This is a genomic window from Pseudomonas sp. FSL W7-0098, from assembly GCF_005930585.1.
In the GTDB taxonomy this organism is placed as follows: domain Bacteria; phylum Pseudomonadota; class Gammaproteobacteria; order Pseudomonadales; family Pseudomonadaceae; genus Aquipseudomonas; species Aquipseudomonas bubulae.
Genome location: NZ_RXHW01000002.1, coordinates 142232 through 161505, shown reverse-complemented (window position 1 = coordinate 161505; position 19274 = coordinate 142232). Strand labels below are relative to the sequence as shown.

The following is a 19274-nucleotide window of genomic DNA, read 5'->3' as shown; positions in this document are numbered from 1 at the left end:
TATGTGTAGGCCGCACAGTTTACACCCAGACCCCGGGCCTGGATGTATCTGAACGTTGCAGGAAAAGTGGCGCAAGGGGATTAATGGGGGATTAAGGTCTTGCCTGCTTCTTGTAGCAGCCTTCGTTCCTCGGCAGCTGCCACGCGCCCTACTTCAGCTCGGCTGCCGGGCCGAAGAACTCGTAGCGGCTTTGCTGCTCCGGCACACCCAGGGCTTTGAGATGACGCTTGACCGCCCCCATAAAGCCTTTTGGCCCCAGGAAGTAGGCATCCAGGTCACGCTCTTGCGGTAACCACTGAGCCAGTACTTCTTCGGTCAAAAGCCCTACATGATCTGCAGACTCGCCCTGCTCGTCATAGCAGTAGAAACGCTTCAATTGCGGATGCTGGTCTGCCAGTTCATCGATCCATGTGCGGAAGGCATGCACATCGGCATTGCGGGCACAGTGGATAAAGTGGATCGGGCGTTTTGTCGCCAGGGCCGCTTCAAGCATCGCCAGGGTCGGTGTTATGCCCACACCGCCACTGATCAGCACCAGCGGTTTTTCGCTATTGGCCAGGGTGAAGTCGCCCGCTGGCGGGAACAGTTCCAGGGTATCGCCCACATTCAGACGATCGTGCAGGAAGTTTGACACCACCCCACCCTTCTCGCGCTTGACGCTGATACGGTAGCGACCGACCTGAGCCAGCGCCGACAGTGAGTAGTTGCGACGCACTTCTTCGCCATCGATCATGAGTTTCAGACCGATATACTGGCCCGGGGCAAAGTCGAGGATCGGTTGCTGGTCTACCGGGCGGAAGTAAAACGAAGTGATTTCAGCACTTTCCTGGATTTTGGCAGCCAGTTTGAACTCGCGCCCGCCGCGCCAGCCGCCGGGTGCTGCAGCTTTTTCGTCGTAGATGGCAGCTTCGGCACCGATCAGGATATCGGCCAACTGGTTGTAGGCCGCTCCCCAGGCGCTGAGCACTTGCGGGGTCGCGATGTCGCTGCCCAGCACTTCTTCAATAGCCCGCAGCAGGCAGCTGCCAACAATTGGGTAGTGCTCAGGGAGGATTTGCAACGCAACATGCTTGTTGATGATCCGGGCCACCAGATCGCCCAACTGGTCCAGCTGATCGATGTGCCGTGCATACATCAGCACGCCGTTGGCCAGTGCTCGCGGCTGGTCGCCACTGGCCTGGTTGGCCGGGTTGAACAGCGAACGCACTTGCGGGTATTCCGAGAGCATCATGCGATAGAAGTGGGTAATCAGCCCTTCACCGCCGCTTTCCAGCAGTGGCACGGTAGATTTAACGATGGCACGATCCTGAGCAGTAAGCATATGGGTGACTCCTGAGCACGTAGGCTTCAACAATTACCCTTTACTTATCAGTTTCCGTGCCAACAATTAAACCCTTTAAAATCAGCAAGTTAATACAAACATAGTCATTTTGACACGAGTTACTATACAGTCATAAAGACTACGCGAGGTCAAAATGACTGCAAAACTGCTACTGACCACCCTGCTGCCGCTGGTGGACGATCTGTCCCGTGATCTGCCCGAGAGCGAACGCTATCGCCGCTTGCTGCACGCGCTGCGCACCCTGCTGCCTTGCGATGCCGCAGCCCTGCTGCGACTGGATGGCGAATGGCTGGTGCCGTTGGCTGTTGATGGCTTGAGCCTGGACACCCTGGGGCGGCGCTTCAAAGTCAGCGAGCACCCGCGCTTTCAGGCTTTGCTCGCAAGTCCAGGGCCCACCCGTTTCCCCAGCAACTGCGAACTGCCAGACCCCTACGACGGCCTGGTCGACGGGCTGGCCGAACACCTGGAAGTCCACGACTGCATGGGCTGCCCGCTGTTTGTAGAAGAGCGCCCATGGGGGCTGCTAACCCTTGACGCACTGGATTCCAAACGCTTCGAGCCGGTCTCGCTGGATGACCTGCAGGCCTTTGCCAGCCTGGCTGCCGCTACGGTCAATGTGGCTCAACGGATCGAACGGCTGGCATTGCGGGTCGAGGATGAGCAGCGCAAGGCCGAACTCTATCGGCAAGCCAATGGTTCGCCCAACAAGGAGCTGATCGGCCAGAGCAAGGTGCACAAACGCTTACTGGAAGAAATTGCCCTGGTGGGCGGCAGCGATCTGACGGTACTGATAACCGGTGAAACCGGTGTCGGCAAGGAGCTGGTGGCCCAGGCCATTCACGCAGCCTCGCCACGGGCAGACAAACCGTTGATCAGCCTTAACTGCGCGGCCTTGCCCGACACGCTGGTTGAAAGCGAACTGTTCGGCCATGTGCGCGGTGCCTTTACCGGTGCCACCAACGACCGACGCGGCAAGTTCGAGCTTGCCAACGGCGGCACGTTGTTTCTGGATGAAGTGGGCGAGCTGTCGCTGACCGTGCAGGCCAAGCTGTTGCGGGTGCTGCAAAGCGGGCAGTTGCAACGCCTGGGCTCGGATCAGGAGCACCGGGTCGACGTACGCCTGATCGCAGCCACCAACCGCGACCTGGCCGAAGAAGTGCGCAGCGGTCGCTACCGCGCCGACTTTTACCATCGCCTTAGCGTTTACCCGCTCAGGGTGCCAGCCTTGCGCGAACGCGGCCGTGATGTGTTGCTGCTGAGCGGCTTTTTCCTGGAGCAAAACCGCTCGCGCATGGGCCTGGGCAGCCTGCGCCTGAGTCCCGACGCGCAGGCGGCGCTGGTGCAGTATTCCTGGCCGGGCAATGTGCGCGAACTGGAACACCTGATTGGCCGCAGCGCCCTTAAAGCCTTGGGCAATTGCAGCACGCGGCCGCGCATCCTGACCCTGACGGCGGCGGATCTGGATTTGCCGACCTCCGGCGCCAGCGCTGCGCCGATCGCCCCCCAGAACCTGCCGGATGCCGTGGGCGACTTGCGCCAGGCCACTGAAAATTACCAGCGCCAGCTGATCAGCACCTGCCTGGAACGCCATCAGCACAACTGGGCCAGTGCGGCGCGGGAGCTGGGGCTTGACCGGGCAAACCTGGCCCGCATGGCCAAACGGTTGGGCCTGAAACCCTGATCCCGTAGCAACTGCCGAGGAACGCAGGCTCGACAGCTGCAGGAACACTGCAACTGTGGGAGCGAGCCTGCTCGCGAAGGTCGTTCGCGAGCAGGCTCGCTCCCACAATAGGGCTTGACCTGCAACAGAGTATCTACAAGGGGATTTATGCCGACCGGTTAAAGCCCGTAACATTCAGGTCGATAACCCCGTATCGCTCCCAGCACAGAAGATTTTTATGTCATCGAACAATGCCCGCGCAGACTCACTCTCCCTTCTGCTCTTCACTCTGCGCAGCGGCAAGTTGTTGGCGATCAACCTGCTCAAGGTCAGTGAAATCATTCCCTGTCCGCCGCTGACCAAAATGCCCGAGTCCCACCCCAATGTTAAAGGCATCGCCGTGTTGCGCGGCGCGGCACTGTCGGTAATCGACCTGAGCCGTGCCATCGGCGAGCAGCCGCTGCTCGACCCGGACGCTGGTTGCCTGATCGTCACCGATGTCAGCCGCTCCAAACAGGGGCTGCATGTGCAGGCGGTGAGCAAAATCGTGCACTGCCTGAGCACCGATATCCGTCCGCCGCCCTACGGCTCCGGCAAGCGCTCGTATATCACCGGGGTGACCCAGGTCGACGGTGTATTGGTGCAAGTGCTGGATATCGAAAAAGTGATCCACGGCATCGCCCCGGCCAAGGTCGAGGACGCCAGCGACAGCCTCAGTAAAGAAGAGTCAAAACTGCTGGCCAATGCCCGAATTCTGGTGGTGGATGACAGTCAGGTGGCCCTGCAACAGTCGGTCATTACCCTGCGCAACCTGGGCCTGCATTGCCACACCGCACGCAGCGCCAAGGAAGCCATCGAGCGGTTACTGGAGCTGCAAGGCACGCCGGATCAGATCAACGTGCTGGTGTCGGATATCGAAATGTCGGAAATGGATGGCTACGCCTTTACCCGTACCGTGCGCGACACCCCGGACTTTGCCCATCTGTATGTGCTGCTGCACACCTCGCTCAACAGTGCGATGAACAGCGAAAAGGCGCGCCTGGCGGGGGCCAATGCGGTGCTGACCAAGTTCTCTTCACCGGAGCTTACACAGTGCTTGATCCTCGCCGCGCGCACGGTTGCCGAGCAAGGTTACTGAGTAGCATGAGCCAGTATTGCCTGTTGCTGCGCAAAGATTTGCGCCAGCCATTGCCACCGGCCCACTGGCCCCAGGGCTTCACCCTGGTAACGCTCACCGAGGAGCTGCTGCAACCGGTACATGCCCTGATCAGCCTGAGCCATACCGACGGCACCGGCAGCATGCAAACCCTGCAGGACTGGCAACACGGCCTGCAGCATGACCCCGAGTACGATCCCGCACTGTGTTTTGTGATCCTCCTGGAGGGCCAGGCCGTTGCGGTTGCCCAGGCCTGGACCAGCGCCTACCTCAAGGATCTGGCGGTACACCCGCACCACCGGGGCCGGGGCTTGGGCGGCGCACTGCTCAACCATGTCTTTGCCGTTTTCCGCCAGCGCCGTGAGGCTTGTCTGGATCTCAAGGTCATGGAGCACAACCACAACGCCCGGCGCCTGTACGACAAGCACGGCATGACCCTGATCCGGCGCGAGGCGCTTTAGCGCCGGGTTTGCCAGAACTCTTGCGCAAGCGAGCGCAAACCTGCGGCCAGCTCGGCGACATCCCCTGAATGGCGATGGCTCTGTTGCCCGGCATCCACAGTGACGTCACAGGCACTGCGAATCCCGGCGATATTACGGTTGATATCTTCACTGACCACGCTTTGCTCTTCGACCGCCGAGGCGATCTGCACACTCATCTCGGTGATCTTCTGAACTTGTGCACTGATCCCGTCCAGCGCGCAACTGGCCAGTTGGGTCTGATTGACACTGCTCTGAGCGTATTCACTGCTTTGCTGGATGACCTGCACCGCCGCCCGGGCACCTTCTTGCAGAGCGCTGATCATGGCCTGGATTTCACTGGTCGACTGCTGCGTACGCTGGGCCAGACCACGAACCTCATCGGCCACCACGGCAAAGCCGCGGCCCTGATCACCTGCGCGGGCCGCTTCGATAGCGGCGTTGAGCGCCAGCAAATTGGTTTGTTCGGCAATACTGCGGATCACTTCCAGCACCGAGGAAATATCGCTGCTGTGACTTTCCAGGTGATGCACCACCTCGGTGGCTCGCTCCAGCTCCGTCGCCAGGTGCTGCACCGTGCTGCGGCTCTGCGTCACCAGCTGATGGCCTTCACGGGTTTCACTTTGCACCCGATCGGCTGCTTGCGACGCCTGCTGGGCGTTGATCGCTACCTGCGCCACACTCGCCGCCATTTCGTTGATAGCAGTGGCCACCTGATCGGTCTCCAACTGTTGATTCAAGGTGCTGGCATGGCTGCTTTGCAGATGCTGAACCAGTTCGCTGGCGTGCCCGGCCAATCGCTGCGAGGCATCACCGATACGCCCCACCACAGCGCCGACCTGGGCCTCAAGCATATGCAGGGCAAACTCGATCTGGCCGAACTCATCACGGCGCCCGGTATAAATCTGCTGGCTCAACGGATTGTCGCCAACGCCTTTGGCGCGACGGGTCAATGCATGCAAAGGCCGCAGCAACCAGGCAATGGCCAGCGAACTCAACAGACTGCCCAGCAGCCAGATCAACAGCCCGGCCTGTGCGTCAACGCTGGCCAGCCACAGCGTGCCCACGGCTGTAACGGCGCCAAATACGGCACTGACAAACAATGCCAGCCTGCCCCCCAAGCCAAGGCGCAAGCCGGCCGGCAACAGCGGCTTGCGCCCCGAGCGTAGAGCGGCGTAGTGGGCCTCGGCGACCGCGACACGTTCAGGAGTCGGGTGGGTACGCACGGATTGGTACTCGACGGTCTCGCCATTTTTCATCACCGGCGTGACATAGGCGCTGACCCAATAGTGATCACCGTTTCTGCAACGGTTTTTCACCATCCCCATCCACGAGCGCCCCGCCTTGAGGGTCTGCCACATATGGCTGAAAGCGGCGGGCGGCATGTCGGGATGGCGCAGCAGGTTGTGCGGGGTGCCCAGCAACTCGCTCAGTTCATAACCGCTGACCTCGATAAAGTCAGGGTTGGCGTAGGTGATGGTGCTGTCGAGATCAGTGGTGGAGAGGATGTTGGCGTCGGGGGCAAAATCAACGGATCGGCCGGTAATCGGTAGATTGATTTTCATGACGGGCGCGCTCGGATTATTAGAGAAGAGTCGGCAGGGTCGTCGACTCTAAGCGCACCTATTAAGCAAATACTGATCTGGCGCATGACTAAAGGAGTTAATCAGGCCTGAACAAACACTAATGGCATATTGCCACTTTTTAGGGCATAAAATTAGCGTTTGCCCATGGTTTTGCGGGTGCCATGAGGGGGCGCGTTAGGGGTTTTATCATGACCGCCGAGGCCGCTTTTTTGGTAGTACGCCTTGCCCTGGGACTTGGCCTTGGCAAACTCCGATGGCTTGAACGGAAAAGTGAACGCAGGAATGACCGGTTTTTCCGGGGTATCGAGGTTCTCGGTGCTCACGGCATCAGGAGCGGTCGTTGGTGTAGGAGAAGTCATGAAAGCTCCGATATACGGGAAATAAACAGGCCGGATGGCGCAAGACCGCCCAGTATACCTGCGCACCCTGTATAGGTTGCACTCGCTGGTCGTAAAAATAATCCAACCCGCGGTGAAAACCCGTGACGTAGCAGCTGCCGAAGGAACGAGGCAGCTGCTACAAACCTTAAAGCTGTCACAAATGTCAGTTAGCCGTCACCGTTATGACCGGGTCCACACGCTATAACCTTTCTATAAGCCCCCATTCCACGCACACGGCGTCTATCCGGCATGCCCAATAAAACCAAAAAAATCTTGCTGGGCACGCTGCTGATTGCCCTGATGGGTAGCAGCGTCTGGTGGCTCAATCGCCCGGCGCCCGGCAAATCGGCAGGTAGCGCGCCAGTGCCGGTGCGGGTCGTGCAAGTCCTGCAACAGGATGTACCGCGCTATATCAACGGGATTGGCGCCGTACTGTCGCTGCACAGCGTCATCATACGTCCGCAAATCGACGGCATCCTCACGGGTATTCGGGTCAAGGAAGGCCAGACGGTCAAGGCTGGCGACCTGCTGGCTACTCTCGATGACCGCTCGATCAAGGCCAGCCTGGATCAGGCCAGGGCCCAACTGGGACAGAACCAGGCGCAACTGCAGGTCGCATTGGCCGACCTCAAGCGCTATCAGTTGTTGAGCGTGGACAATGGCGTGTCCCGGCAAACCCTCGATCAGCAGCAAGCCCTGGTCAATCAGCTCAAGGCTTCGGCCCAGGGTGATCAGGCGGCGATTGCCGCGGCACAGGTGCAGTTGTCCTATACGCAAATCCAGTCCCCGGTCAGCGGGCGCGTGGGCATTCGCGCAGTAGATGCGGGTAACTTTCTAAGGGTCAGCGATGCCCAGGGGCTGTTTTCCGTGACCCAGATCGCCCCCATTGCCGTGGAGTTTTCCCTGCCCCAGCAGCACTTGCCCCTGCTCCACGACTTGCTCACGGCCAAACAACCGGCCCGGGTCAAAGCCTTTGTCGGCAATACCGGCAGTAGCGGCACGCAACTGGGCGAGGGCCGCCTTAGCCTGATCGACAATCAGGTCTCGGCAACCACCGGCACAATCAAGGCCAAGGCTCAGTTCGACAACTCCACGCAAAGCTTGTGGCCGGGCCAGCTGGTCAATGTCGAAATCCAGACCGGACTGGACCGCAACGCGCTGGTGGTGCCACCGCAAGTGGTGCAGCGCGGGCTGGATAATTACTTCGTCTACCGGGTCAGCGGCGACAAGGTCGAAACCGTTCCCGTGCAGCTGACTTTTCAGGACACCGAACTGAGCATCATCACCGGCGTCAACCCCGGCGACACACTGGTCAGCGATGGCCAGTCGCGGCTCAAGTCCGGCTCGCGGGTTGAAGTCCTGAGCGGGCCAACGGCTGCCCGGGTGCAGCCATGACCCGCAGCCGCTCGGTGTCCGCCTGGTGTGTCGATCACCCGGTCGCCACGGTATTGCTGACCTTCGCCCTGGTGCTGGTGGGGCTGATTGCCTTTCCACGGTTACCCGTGGCGCCCTTGCCCGAGGCGGAATTCCCGACCATCCAGGTATCTGCGCAATTGCCCGGCGCCAGCCCGGACACCATGGCGTCTTCGGTGGCAACGCCCCTGGAGGTGCAATTCAGCGCCATCCCCGGCATGACCCAGATGACCTCCAGCAGCGCCCTGGGCTCGACCACCCTGACCCTGCAATTCACCCTCGACAAAAGCATCGACACCGCCGCGCAAGAGGTTCAGGCAGCGATCAACACCGCGTCCGGCAAACTGCCCAAGGACATGCCGACCCTGCCGACCTGGAAGAAGGTCAACCCGGCCGACAGCCCGGTACTGATCCTCAGCATCAGTTCGCTGCAGATGCCAGGCACTGAACTGAGCGATTACGTCGAAACCCTGCTGGCCCGGCAAATCAGCCAGATTGATGGTGTGGGCCTGATCAATATCACCGGTCAGCAACGCCCGGCGATCCGCGTCCAGGCCTCGGCCGACAAGCTGGCGGCCATCGGCCTGACCCTGGCCGATATCCGCCTGGCGATCCAGCAAACCAGCCTCAACCTGGCCAAGGGCGCGCTGTATGGCCCGTCGAGCATTTCTACGCTGTCGACCAACGACCAGTTGTTCGACGCGGATGAATATGGCCAGTTAATCGTCTCGTACAAGGATGGCGCCCCCGTGCAGCTACGGGATGTGGCACGGGTTATCAACGGTTCCGAGAACGACTATGTTCAGGCCTGGTCGGGCCACCAGCCGGGGCTCAACCTGGTGATTTCGCGCCAGCCGGGGGCCAATATCGTCGACACGGTAGACCGCATCCAGGCCGCCCTGCCCGGTCTGCAGGCCATGCTTCCGGCTTCGGTCGAAGTGACGGTGCTGAGCGATCGCACCAAGACCATTCGCGCCTCCCTGCATGAAGTGGAAATCACCCTGCTGATCGCCGTGCTGCTGGTGGTTGCGGTGATGGCGCTGTTTTTGCGCCAGTGGTCGGCCACGCTGATTGTGTCGGCGGTACTCGGCGTGTCGCTGATCGCCAGTTTCGCACTGATGTATGTGCTGGGCTTCAGCCTCAACAACCTGACGCTGGTGGCCATTGTGGTGGCGGTGGGCTTTGTGGTGGACGATGCGATTGTGGTGGTGGAGAACATCCACCGCCATCTGGAAGCCGGAGAAAGCATGCGCGACGCAGCGATCAAGGGCTCCAGCGAGATCGGCTTTACCGTGGTATCCATCAGCGTCTCACTGGTGGCCGCATTTATCCCGCTGCTGTTTATGGGCGGGGTGGTCGGGCGGTTGTTCAAGGAGTTCGCCCTGACCGCGACCTCGACCATCATGATTTCCGTGGTGGTATCGCTGACCCTCGCGCCCACACTGGCCGCGCTGTTTATGCGCACACCGGAACACAAGCCGGATGCCAGGCCGGGCTTTGGCGAGCGCCTGCTGGGCCTCTATGAAAAAGGCCTGAAGCGGGCCCTTGCGCATCAGCGATTGATGCTGGGGATTTTCGCCGTGACCCTGGCCATGGCTATCGCCGGCTATATGCTGATCCCCAAGGGCTTTTTTCCGGTGCAGGACACCGGCTTTGTACTTGGCACCACCGAGGCGGCGTCCGACATTTCATTCCCGGACATGACGCAAAAGCATCTGGCGCTGGCCGAGATCATCGGCAACGACCCGGCCGTGCAGGCGTTCTCCCATGCCGTGGGCGTGACCGGCAGCAACCAGACCATCGCCAACGGCCGCTTCTGGATTGCTCTCAAGGACCGCGGCCAGCGCGACGTGTCGGCCAGCGAATTTATCGACCGCATTCGCCCGCAACTGGCCAAGGTGCCTGGCATCGTGCTGTACCTGCGTGCCGGCCAGGATATCAACCTCAGCTCGGGCCCCAGTCGTAGTCAGTATCAATATGTGCTCAAGAGCAACGATGGTCCGACGCTCACCACCTGGACCCAGCGCCTGACCGAAAAACTGCGCGCCAATCCGGCCTTTCGAGATCTGTCCAACGACCTGCAACTGGGGGGCAGCATCACCCATATCAGCATTGACCGTAATGCGGCGGCGCGCTTTGGCCTGACCGCCACCGATGTCGATGAAGCACTGTACGACGCCTTCGGTCAGCGCCAGGTCAATGAGTTCCAGACCGAGACCAACCAGTACAACGTGATTCTGGAAGTCGACGCGCAGCAGCGCGGCAAGGCCGAAAGCCTCAATTACTTCTACCTGCGCTCGCCGCTGACCGGGGAAATGGTGCCGCTGTCGGCCGTGGCCAGGGTCGATGCGCCCATCAGCGGGCCGTTGTCCATCAGCCATGACGGCATGTTCCCGGCCGCCAACCTGTCGTTCAACCTCGCCCCCGGCGTGGCCCTGGGCGATGCGGTGCTGATGCTCAATCAGGCAAAAAACGATATCGGCATGCCCGGCACCATCAGTGGCAACTTTCAGGGCGCCGCCCAGGCCTTTCAAAGTTCGCTGGCCAGCCAGCCCTGGTTGATCCTCGCGGCGCTGGTGGCGGTGTATATCATTCTGGGGGTGCTGTACGAGAGCTTTGTACACCCGCTGACCATCATCTCCACCCTGCCCTCGGCCGGGCTTGGCGCGCTGCTGATGCTGTGGATATGTGGCCAGGATTTCTCGATCATGGCGCTGATCGGATTGGTGCTGCTGATCGGTATCGTCAAGAAAAACGGCATCCTGATGATCGACTTTGCCCTCGATGCCCAGCGCACCCGTGGCCTGAGCCCCGAAGAGGCTATCTACCAGGCGTGTATCACGCGGTTTCGGCCGATCATCATGACCACCCTCGCCGCGCTGCTCGGCGCCCTGCCGCTGATGCTGGGCTACGGCACCGGCGCCGAACTGCGCCAGCCTCTGGGGATTGCCGTTGTCGGCGGGCTGCTGGTGAGCCAGGCGCTGACGCTGTTTACCACGCCGGTCATATACTTGTGGCTTGAACGACTGTTCCATCGTTCCAAACCCGTCAGCTTGCTGGCGACGAATCACTGAGGCGGGTCATGCGCGTTCTGATTATTGAAGATGAAGAAAAAACCGCCGACTACCTGCACCGCGGCCTGACCGAGCAGGGTTACACAGTGGATGTGGCCCGCGACGGCATCGAAGGTCTGCACCTGGCAATGGAGAGCGATTACGCCGTGATCGTGCTCGATGTGATGCTGCCTGGCCTCGATGGCTTTGGCGTACTGCGGGCCTTGCGCGCGCGCAAGCAAACCCCGGTGATCATGCTCACCGCCCGCGAACGGGTGGAAGACCGCATACGCGGTTTGCGCGAAGGCGCCGACGATTACCTGGGCAAACCGTTCTCGTTCCTGGAACTGGTCGCCCGCCTGCAAGCCCTGACCCGCCGCAGCGGCGGTCACGAACCGGTGCAAGTGACCGTCGACGACCTGTGGATAGATCTGATCAGCCGCAAGGCCAGCCGCGCCGGAGCCCGCCTGGACCTGACCGCCAAGGAGTTTTCATTGCTCAGCGTGCTGGCCCGTCGTCAGGGCGAGATCCTGTCCAAGACCGCCATTGCCGAGATGGTCTGGGACATCAATTTCGACAGTGACGCCAACGTGGTCGAAGTGGCGATCAAGCGCTTGCGCGCCAAGCTCGACGGGCCATTCGAACACAAGCTGCTGCACACCATTCGCGGCATGGGCTACGTGCTGGAGCGGCGCAGTGTTTAAGCGCCCCGCCGTCCTGAACTCCATCGCCATGCGCCTGAGCGCAATGTTCGCCCTGGTGGCATTACTGGTGTTTGTGCTGATTGGTGGAGCGCTGTACCAGCAGGTCGACAAAAGTATCGGCCGCCTGCCTGAAGCAGAGCTGGATGCCCGCTACAGCGTGCTTGAGTCATCGATCAACCGCTACGGCAACGCCGAGCACTGGGCCAAGATGAGCACCAAGCTCAAGCTGCTCAGCGAAGAGGACAAACGCATCCGGTTTTGGGCGATCAGTTCAGACCCGGCCTATGAGTACGGCAACCCCGAGGCAGCCGTGCGCAAATTTGCCCAAGGACCCGTGGGCGTGCGGGACTTGCGCCTGCCCGGCCAGGCCTACCCGTTCAAAGTATTGATCAGCGAAATTCCAGCCAAAGAGCAGCGCCCGGCGCTGCGCTTTTTGATTGCCATCGATACCCAGACCTTTCGCCAGACCCAGCATCACTTGCTGCTTGCCCTGATAAGTCTGGCAACGATTGGCGTACTGCTGGCCTCATTGCTCGGCTATTGGGTGGCGCACATCGGCCTCAAGCCGCTAATCAAGCTGTCTGAAGAAGCGCAAAAGCTGGCTCCACCGCGCCTGTCGGGGCGTTTGCACCTGGCACCGCTGGCTCCGGAGCTGGACCAACTGGTCAGTGCCTTCAATTCAACCCTGGACCGCGTCGAGCAGGCCTGGACCCGGCTGGAGTCATTCAATGCGGATGTGGCCCATGAACTGCGTTCGCCGCTGACCAATCTGATTGGCCAGACCCAGGTGGCGCTGACGCGGGGGCGTTCGGCCGAGCATTACTTTGAAGTGCTGCAGTCGAACCTCGAAGAGCTTGAGCGCCTGCGCAGCATCATCAACGACATGCTGTTCCTGGCCAGCGCCGATCAGGGCAGCAAGGCCAGCAAGCTGTCGAGCGCCTCCCTGGCTGATGAAGTGGCGACCACCCTGGAGTATCTGGAGTTTATTCTTGAAGACGCCCGGGTTGTGGTGCGGGTCAGCGGCGATGCCCGGGTCAATATCGAAAAACCCCACCTGCGCCGGGCGCTGATCAACTTGCTGAACAATGCCGTGCAGCACACCGAAGCCGGGCAAGCGATCGAGGTGTCGATCGAGCAGAATTCCGGGCGGGCCATAATCAGCATCAGCAACCCCGGCCTACCGATTGCCGCAGAACACTTGCCGCGCTTGTTCGAGCGTTTCTACCGGGTGGACGCGGCCCGCCACAACAGCGGTGCCAACCACGGGCTGGGGTTGGCCATCGTCAAGGCGATTGCACAGATGCATGGCGGCGAGGTGTTTGTGCACAGCGACGGCGGGCGCAATACGTTCGGGTTGGATCTGCCCGCTTGACCTGTAGCACTGTAGATACTCTGTAGCAGGTCAAGCCCTATTGTGGGAGCGAGCCTGCTCGCGAACGACCTTCGCGAGCAGGCTCGCTCCCACAGTTGCAGTTTTCCTGTAGCTGCCGAGGCTCTAGTCCACGGCCCTCGCATTTGTTACTCAAAACGCAAAAGTCCTTGTCTAAAACAAGGCTTTTTCGCCCCTGCCTGGCGCTATAGATTTAACCCATCACACAGCACTTGCTAAGCAAGAAGGTCTTTGAAATGTCCAGCAGTATGGGTATGGCTAGCGTTTTCGTTTTGTCGTCTTTGTTGTTGTCGCCTTTGGCCATGGCGGAAGAGTCCCCTGCATTCGTCGCACAAAATGCGGCCCGCGCGGCATCGTTTGAACAGCATCAGGCAGAGCTGACAGCACGCCATCAAAACGACGCAAAACCGCAGCCTACACAGGCAAAAGCCAGTGTTTCCGATCAAGCCAAAGACAGCTGATTGCTCACTCGCAGACTTCCCGACCCAGTCGGTCATCTGTCACACATGTGACTGACTGTTTCAAAAGCCGCTATCATAGCGGCTTTTTTTTGTTTTAAAAAAAGCGCTGCCAACACTGGGAGCCCTTCGAACAAGAACAGAATTTGCAAAGAAAATAAAAACTGCCGCCACTTTCAAGGAGCAACAAACTGGTGAAGTACTCACACAAACTCAGTCCGTTATTCATTGCCCTGGCTGCAACGATCCCCACCTACGCCCACGCCGACGAAGACTCAACCAAAGACGGTTTTATCGAAGGTTCCAGCCTTAAGTTCCACGCCCGCAATTACTATATGAACCACGATATCCGCAGCCCCCATGCTGATGACAGCAAGGAATGGGGCCAGGGTTTTGTCGGCAAGTTCGAGTCGGGCTTCACTCAGGGTACGGTAGGCTTCGGCCTGGATGCCTACGCCTTGCTCGGGCTCAAGCTCGATGGCGGTGGTGGCACCGATGGCAGCAGCATCCTGCCAGTCAGTGATGGCAACGGCAAAGCGCCTACCGCCTTTTCGTCTGCCGGTGCCGCACTGAAAATCCGCGCCTTCGATACCGAGCTCAAAGCCGGTGATATGTTCCTCACCAATCCGGTAATAGCCGGCGGTGAAACCCGCATGTTGCCGCAGACCTTTCGCGGTGTCAGCCTGACCAACACCAGCTTCGAAGGCTGGATGTTCGAAGGCGGCCAGGTCAGTTTTGAAAAACCTTACAACCAGAGCGGCATGCGCCGCCTGACCACCACCTACGGTGACCTGGGCGATCAGAGCAGCAAGCACATCACCTGGGCCGGCGCGTCCTGGAGCGGCGTGCCAGAAATCACCAGCAACCTCTACGCCGCCCAGTTGCAGGACATCTGGAACCAGTACTACTACGACTTTGACTACACCTGGGAGATGAGCGAGGGCATCACCCTCAACCCCGGCCTGCACTACTATCACACCCAGGACACCGGCAAGGCCCTGCTGGGCGATATCGACAACAACACCTTCAGCCTGCACCTGGCCCTCGGCATTGACGGCCACAAGGTGACCGCGGTGTACCAGCGGGTCAACGGCAACACGCCTTTCGACTATATCTATCAGGGCGACAGCGTTTACCTGGACAACTCGCAGCAATATTCGGACTTCAACGGCCCGAACGAGCGTTCCTGGAAGCTGCAATATGAGTATGACTTTGCCGGCCTCGGAATCGCCGGCCTGACCGCCAGTGCGTCGTATTCACGGGGTGAGCTGGACCTGACCAAGGCCGACCCCGACAGCATCGGCTACAGCAACTGGTACAACCCGGAAGGCAAGAACGCCCATCACTGGGAACGCGACCTGGGCCTCAAGTACGTGATCCAGGAAGGCAAGGCCAAGGATCTGGCAGTGACCCTGCGCTGGGCCACCAACCGCGGCAACACGGCCTACCAGAGCGTGGACAGCGATGTGGATGAGTATCGGGTGATCATCGACTATCCTATTGATGTGTTTTAATCCATGAACAAAGGGCCAGCGTAAAGCTGGCCTTTTCATATGATTGCGTTCATTTTATGGGGCCGAACCCAGGGCGACAATGAGCATGGCCATCAAGCATATCTTGCGCAGTAACGTGCTGACCCTACGCCTGCTGATCGGCGCCACAAGCGTTTCAATCATTGCCATTCTGAGCATCGTCAGCTTCCTGCTGGTACGCGAACACCGCACCGCAGAACTGGCCGCCATCCGCACTTCCCTCAATATCGTGCAGTTGGTCGGGCGTGACGTTCAAAACACGGTAAATCTCTACGACTCAGCGCTCAACGCACTGATCGACGTATCTAAACGCAGCGACCTGAACAGTGTCTCCCTGCCGCTGAAACATATGCTGTTGTTCGATAAAGCCGAACAGACCCCGGCCAATGGCGGCTTTTACCTGCTCAATGCCCAAGGCGACCTGGTCGCCGACTCACGCACTGAAGTCAGCCCCAAAGAAAACTTCAGCCACTGGCCAAGCTTTGTGGAACACCGTGACTCCAACAGCCCCAACCTGTTTATCTCCCACCCTTTTGACTCAGCTGAAAACGATGGCATTTGCTGCATCAGCTTCAGCCGGCGGATTTCCGGGCCTGACGGCAGGTTTCTCGGCGTCGCGGTGGCGCAGATGAAGCTGGATTATTTCAAGAACCTGTTCCAGAGGCTCGACCTGGAACCCCATGGGTTTATCCGTCTGATCAGTACCGATGGCACGCCACTGACCCAGCATCCGGAACCGGCATCCGCCGACGCGCACACCAACCTGAGCAACAACCCCGTGTTTGTCCGCTTTCTGCAAGAACACAGAGGCAGTTTTATCGCCCTCTCCAGCGTTGATGGCGATGAGCGGCTGTACAATTTTTCCGAGGTCGGTGACCTGCCGTTGATTGTGGTGGTCTCACTGGCCACTGAGGATGTGTTCAGCGCCTGGAGGCGCAACGCCATTTTGGTCGGTATCGGTACGCTATTGTTGTGTAGCGCCCTGCTTACGCTCACCTGGCTGCTGGGTCGTGAATTGCATTTGCGTCAACGCGCCGAGCGCCAGCTCGAAGCGCTGGCAACCACCGACCCGCTGACCGGGCTGGCCAACCGCCGCAAGCTGGACCAGACCCTGGAACAGGAATGGCGGCGGGCGCAGCGCTCAGGCACGCCGCTGTCGCTGATCATGTTTGACATTGACCATTTCAAGAATTTCAACGACACCTATGGCCATCAGGACGGTGACGAGGCCTTGAAACGTGTGGCACGGACTATCCAGCAGTGCATGCACCGTTCCACCGATCTGGCGGCCCGTTATGGTGGCGAAGAGTTTGCAGTGGTGCTGAGCGATACCGATGCCAGTGGCGCGTACAACCTGGCACAGAGCATCCGCCAGGCCGTCGAACAACTGGAACCGTTAACACCCTCCCATCGCCGGCTCACCACCAGCATGGGGGTCAGTACCTGCCAGGTTAAACCGGGCGACCAGCTAGCAGGCTTGATCAACAGCGCCGATCAGGCCCTGTATCAGGCCAAGAAGGCCGGGCGCAATTGCGTAATCAGTGCAGCAGAGTTGTCCTGAGTGAGTGCCAGCCTTGAATGAAAGGCCCGCTGTACATGGTTTTTTCTTCAGAGGGTCAAGCCATTAAATATCATCTGCGCACACCGGTTATCACCCGCCGCATGCTGGTCTGGGCCAGCGCCTTGTCGGTGGTTGCGATTGTGAACATCGTCGGCTACCTGCTGGTCAGGGAATACCGCAATACCGAAGATGATGCGGCTCGCTCTGCCTTGAATATCGTGCAGCTGATCAGCCGTGATATCCGCAATACCATTTCCACCTATGACTCGGCGCTCAACAGCCTGGTCAGCCTGGTGCAAAGCCAGGCGCTGGCCTCGCTTTCGCCGCAGACACAACAACCCCTGCTTTTCGACAGAGCGGCCGAGGCGCCGTCCAATGCCGGTTTTTTTGTGCTGGATACCGACGGCAAGGTGATTGCCGGCTCACGCCCGGTCGAGCCCCTGCTCAACAACGCTCGCCAACAGTCCTGGTTCAAGGTTCATCTCAAGGGGCAAACTGAAGGCATCTTTATCAGCCGCCCCTTGCCTGCCAGCGATGCCCCCAATGACTGGAGCCTGGTACTCAGCCGCAGGATCACTACCCCGGACGGCAGGTTTGGCGGCGTCGCCGTGGCCCTGATGAAGATGAGCTACTTCCAGAACCTGTTTCGCGGCCTGGACCTGGGCCCGAAGGGTAATATCAGCCTGGTCAGCAGCGAAGGCATCATGCTGATCCAGTACCCGGCCACCACCATGTTCTATACCGGCCAGGACCTGGGGCACACGCCGATCTTCCTGCGTTTTCTGACCGAGCGCCACGGCAGCTTTACCGCCGTGTCCGGTATCTATCACCTGCAGCGCCTCTACAACTTCGCCCAGATCAGCGAGTTACCCTTGCTGGTGGTGGTGGCTTTGTCCACCGAGCATATATTCAGCAACTGGCGACACACGGCCCTGTTGATCGGCAGCGCAACCCTGCTGCTGTGCCTGGGCCTGCTGTGGCTGACCTGGCTGCTGGTACGCGAATTGCGCCTGCGCCAGCGCGCCGAAGGCGAACTCGCGGCCCTGGCCGCCACCGACCCGCTGACCGGACTGGCCAACCGGCGCATGCTGGACAAGACCCTGGATCTGGAATGGCGCCGCGCACAACGTACAGGCGCGCCGCTGTCACTGATCATGATTGATATCGACCACTTCAAGCCCTTCAACGATGCTTATGGTCATCAGGCAGGGGATGAGGCCCTGCGCCAGGTCGCCCGGGTCATCAAGGCCAATGTGCGACGCCCCGCCGACCTGGTGGCCCGCTACGGCGGTGAAGAGTTCGCGGTGGTGCTGACCGAAACCGACGCGGCAGGCACGCGCCTGCTGGCAGAAAAAATTCGCGCCGCGGTTGAGCAAATGGAGCCGGTCGACCCCACCACCAAAAAACTCACTGTGAGCCTGGGCGCCTGCACCCGCTACGCCAAACCCGGCGACGACCGGGAAGAACTGCTCAGCACTGCCGACAAAGCGCTTTATCAGGCCAAAAAACGCGGGCGCAATCGGGTGATGGATATCAATGAAACCGGCCTGAATGCGCTGAAACCTAAAAACGAAACATAAAAAAAGGCCACCCGAGGGTGGCCTTCAAAAACTAGAGAAAGAAGTTTTACTTAAACTGCCGCAACCGGACGCATATACGAAATCGGTGCAGTGCTGGCATCTTCAAAGGTCACGACTTCCCACGCATCGGTCTGTTCAAGCAGCTTGCGAATCAGCTGGTTGTTCAGTGCATGGCCAGACTTGAAGCCCTTGAATTCACCGATCAGGCTATTGCCCAACAGGTAAAGGTCGCCAATTGCATCGAGGATCTTGTGCTTCACGAATTCGTCTTCATAGCGAAGGCCGTCTTCGTTCAGTACACCATCCGCGTCGACCACGATGGCGTTTTCCACGCTACCGCCGAGTGCGAGGTTGTGCTTGCGCAGGTACTCGATATCACTCATGAAACCAAAGGTACGCGCGCGGCTGACTTCTTTTACAAACGAAGTGCTGGAAAAATCCACGGTTGCACTTTGGGTGCGGTTACGGAAAACCGGGTGATCGAAATCGATCTCGAAGCTCACCTTGAAGCCTTCGAAAGGGACGAAAGTGGCGCGCTTGTCGCCATCTTCCACTGTCACTTCACGCAGGATGCGGATGAACTTCTTCGGCGCGTCCTGTTCTTCCAGGCCGGCAGATTGAATCAAGAACACGAAAGGTCCGGCGCTACCGTCCATAATCGGGACTTCAGACGCGGAGAGTTCGACGTAGGCGTTATCGATCCCCAGGCCAGCCATGGCCGAGAGCAGGTGCTCTACCGTGTCTACTTTTACATCGCCGTTGACCAGCGTGGTCGACATCGTCGTCTCGCCGACGTTTTCCGCGCGCGCAGGGATCTGCACAACAGGGTCAAGGTCTGCACGACAAAACACGATGCCGGTGTCCACAGGCGCAGGCTTGAGGGTCAGGTAGACCTTCTCACCGGAGTGCAGGCCGACACCTGTGGCACGGATAATATTTTTCAGGGTGCGTTGTTTAATCATGGCATTGGCCGCTTCAGC

Annotated in this window: 15 protein-coding genes and 1 pseudogene; 11 read left to right on the top strand and 5 right to left on the bottom strand. The window is 59.7% G+C overall.

Features of this window, described 5'->3' with window-relative positions:
* Positions 1–148: 148 nt before the first annotated feature.
* Complete coding sequence (gene hmpA / locus FHL07_RS03740) at positions 149–1321, bottom strand: NO-inducible flavohemoprotein (RefSeq protein ID WP_095018305.1); 1173 nt, start codon at positions 1319–1321, stop codon at positions 149–151.
* Between the two features lie 154 nt (positions 1322–1475).
* On the opposite strand from hmpA, the gene norR reads away from it, so the two are divergent.
* The 3 genes from norR to FHL07_RS03725 all read left to right on the top strand — a co-directional run bounded on the left by norR (position 1476) and on the right by FHL07_RS03725 (position 4619).
* Positions 1476–3023 carry a nitric oxide reductase transcriptional regulator NorR gene (gene norR, locus FHL07_RS03735; RefSeq protein ID WP_095018304.1) on the top strand — a complete coding sequence of 516 codons (1548 nt, stop codon included), beginning with the start codon at positions 1476–1478 and terminating at the stop codon, positions 3021–3023.
* Between the two features lie 217 nt (positions 3024–3240).
* Positions 3241–4140 (top strand): chemotaxis protein, encoded by a 900-nt coding sequence (locus FHL07_RS03730; protein WP_095001521.1) that lies wholly within the window; start codon positions 3241–3243, stop codon positions 4138–4140.
* A 5-nt stretch (positions 4141–4145) separates the two neighbouring features.
* Positions 4146–4619: a GNAT family N-acetyltransferase gene (locus tag FHL07_RS03725; protein WP_095038587.1), complete on the top strand. Its 474-nt coding sequence runs from the start codon at positions 4146–4148 to the stop codon at positions 4617–4619.
* Here the strand turns inward: FHL07_RS03725 and FHL07_RS03720 are convergent.
* The 3 genes and pseudogenes from FHL07_RS03720 to FHL07_RS03715 all read right to left on the bottom strand — a co-directional run bounded on the left by FHL07_RS03720 (position 4616) and on the right by FHL07_RS03715 (position 6582).
* Positions 4616–5662 carry a methyl-accepting chemotaxis protein gene (locus FHL07_RS03720; protein ID WP_370688595.1) on the bottom strand — a complete coding sequence of 349 codons (1047 nt, stop codon included), beginning with the start codon at positions 5660–5662 and terminating at the stop codon, positions 4616–4618. The two genes, FHL07_RS03725 and FHL07_RS03720, sit on opposite strands and share 4 nt — an antisense overlap.
* 258 nt (positions 5663–5920) lie before the next feature.
* Positions 5921–6202, bottom strand: a pseudogene (locus FHL07_RS23970) (PAS domain-containing protein); the annotation flags it as partial.
* A gap of 152 nt (positions 6203–6354) precedes the next feature.
* Positions 6355–6582, bottom strand: a complete 228-nt coding sequence (locus tag FHL07_RS03715) for a hypothetical protein (RefSeq protein WP_095001524.1) — start codon at positions 6580–6582, stop codon at positions 6355–6357.
* Between the two features lie 270 nt (positions 6583–6852).
* On the opposite strand from FHL07_RS03715, the gene FHL07_RS03710 reads away from it, so the two are divergent.
* The 8 genes from FHL07_RS03710 (at position 6853) to FHL07_RS03675 (ending at position 18294) form a co-directional block, all read left to right on the top strand.
* Positions 6853–7998, top strand: coding sequence for an efflux RND transporter periplasmic adaptor subunit (locus FHL07_RS03710; protein ID WP_095018301.1), 1146 nt, complete (start codon positions 6853–6855; stop codon positions 7996–7998).
* On the top strand, positions 7995–11090 hold the full coding sequence (locus FHL07_RS03705) for a multidrug efflux RND transporter permease subunit (protein ID WP_138738121.1): 3096 nt from the start codon (positions 7995–7997) through the stop codon (positions 11088–11090). Before FHL07_RS03710 ends, FHL07_RS03705 begins: the two co-directional genes overlap by 4 nt.
* An 8-nt stretch (positions 11091–11098) precedes the next feature.
* Positions 11099–11773: a heavy metal response regulator transcription factor gene (locus tag FHL07_RS03700; RefSeq protein WP_095001527.1), complete on the top strand. Its 675-nt coding sequence runs from the start codon at positions 11099–11101 to the stop codon at positions 11771–11773.
* Between the two features lie 28 nt (positions 11774–11801).
* Complete coding sequence (locus FHL07_RS03695) at positions 11802–13145, top strand: heavy metal sensor histidine kinase (protein WP_095032002.1); 1344 nt, start codon at positions 11802–11804, stop codon at positions 13143–13145.
* A 254-nt stretch (positions 13146–13399) separates the two neighbouring features.
* The gene (locus FHL07_RS03690) at positions 13400–13624 is read left to right on the top strand and encodes a hypothetical protein (RefSeq protein ID WP_095001528.1); all 225 of its coding nucleotides are present in this window, start codon (positions 13400–13402) and stop codon (positions 13622–13624) included.
* Positions 13625–13815: 191 nt separating this feature from the next.
* Positions 13816–15135 (top strand): OprD family porin, encoded by a 1320-nt coding sequence (locus tag FHL07_RS03685; protein WP_138738120.1) that lies wholly within the window; start codon positions 13816–13818, stop codon positions 15133–15135.
* An 85-nt stretch (positions 15136–15220) separates the two neighbouring features.
* Positions 15221–16714 carry a sensor domain-containing diguanylate cyclase gene (locus tag FHL07_RS03680; RefSeq protein WP_138738119.1) on the top strand — a complete coding sequence of 498 codons (1494 nt, stop codon included), beginning with the start codon at positions 15221–15223 and terminating at the stop codon, positions 16712–16714.
* Between the two features lie 35 nt (positions 16715–16749).
* The gene (locus tag FHL07_RS03675) at positions 16750–18294 is read left to right on the top strand and encodes a GGDEF domain-containing protein (protein WP_342354447.1); all 1545 of its coding nucleotides are present in this window, start codon (positions 16750–16752) and stop codon (positions 18292–18294) included.
* A gap of 50 nt (positions 18295–18344) precedes the next feature.
* Here FHL07_RS03675 and lpxC read toward each other — a convergent pair whose 3' ends face one another.
* A complete protein-coding gene (gene lpxC / locus FHL07_RS03670; protein WP_019823785.1) occupies positions 18345–19256 on the bottom strand; it encodes a UDP-3-O-acyl-N-acetylglucosamine deacetylase in 912 nt (303 codons plus the stop codon).
* Positions 19257–19274: the final 18 nt, after the last annotated feature.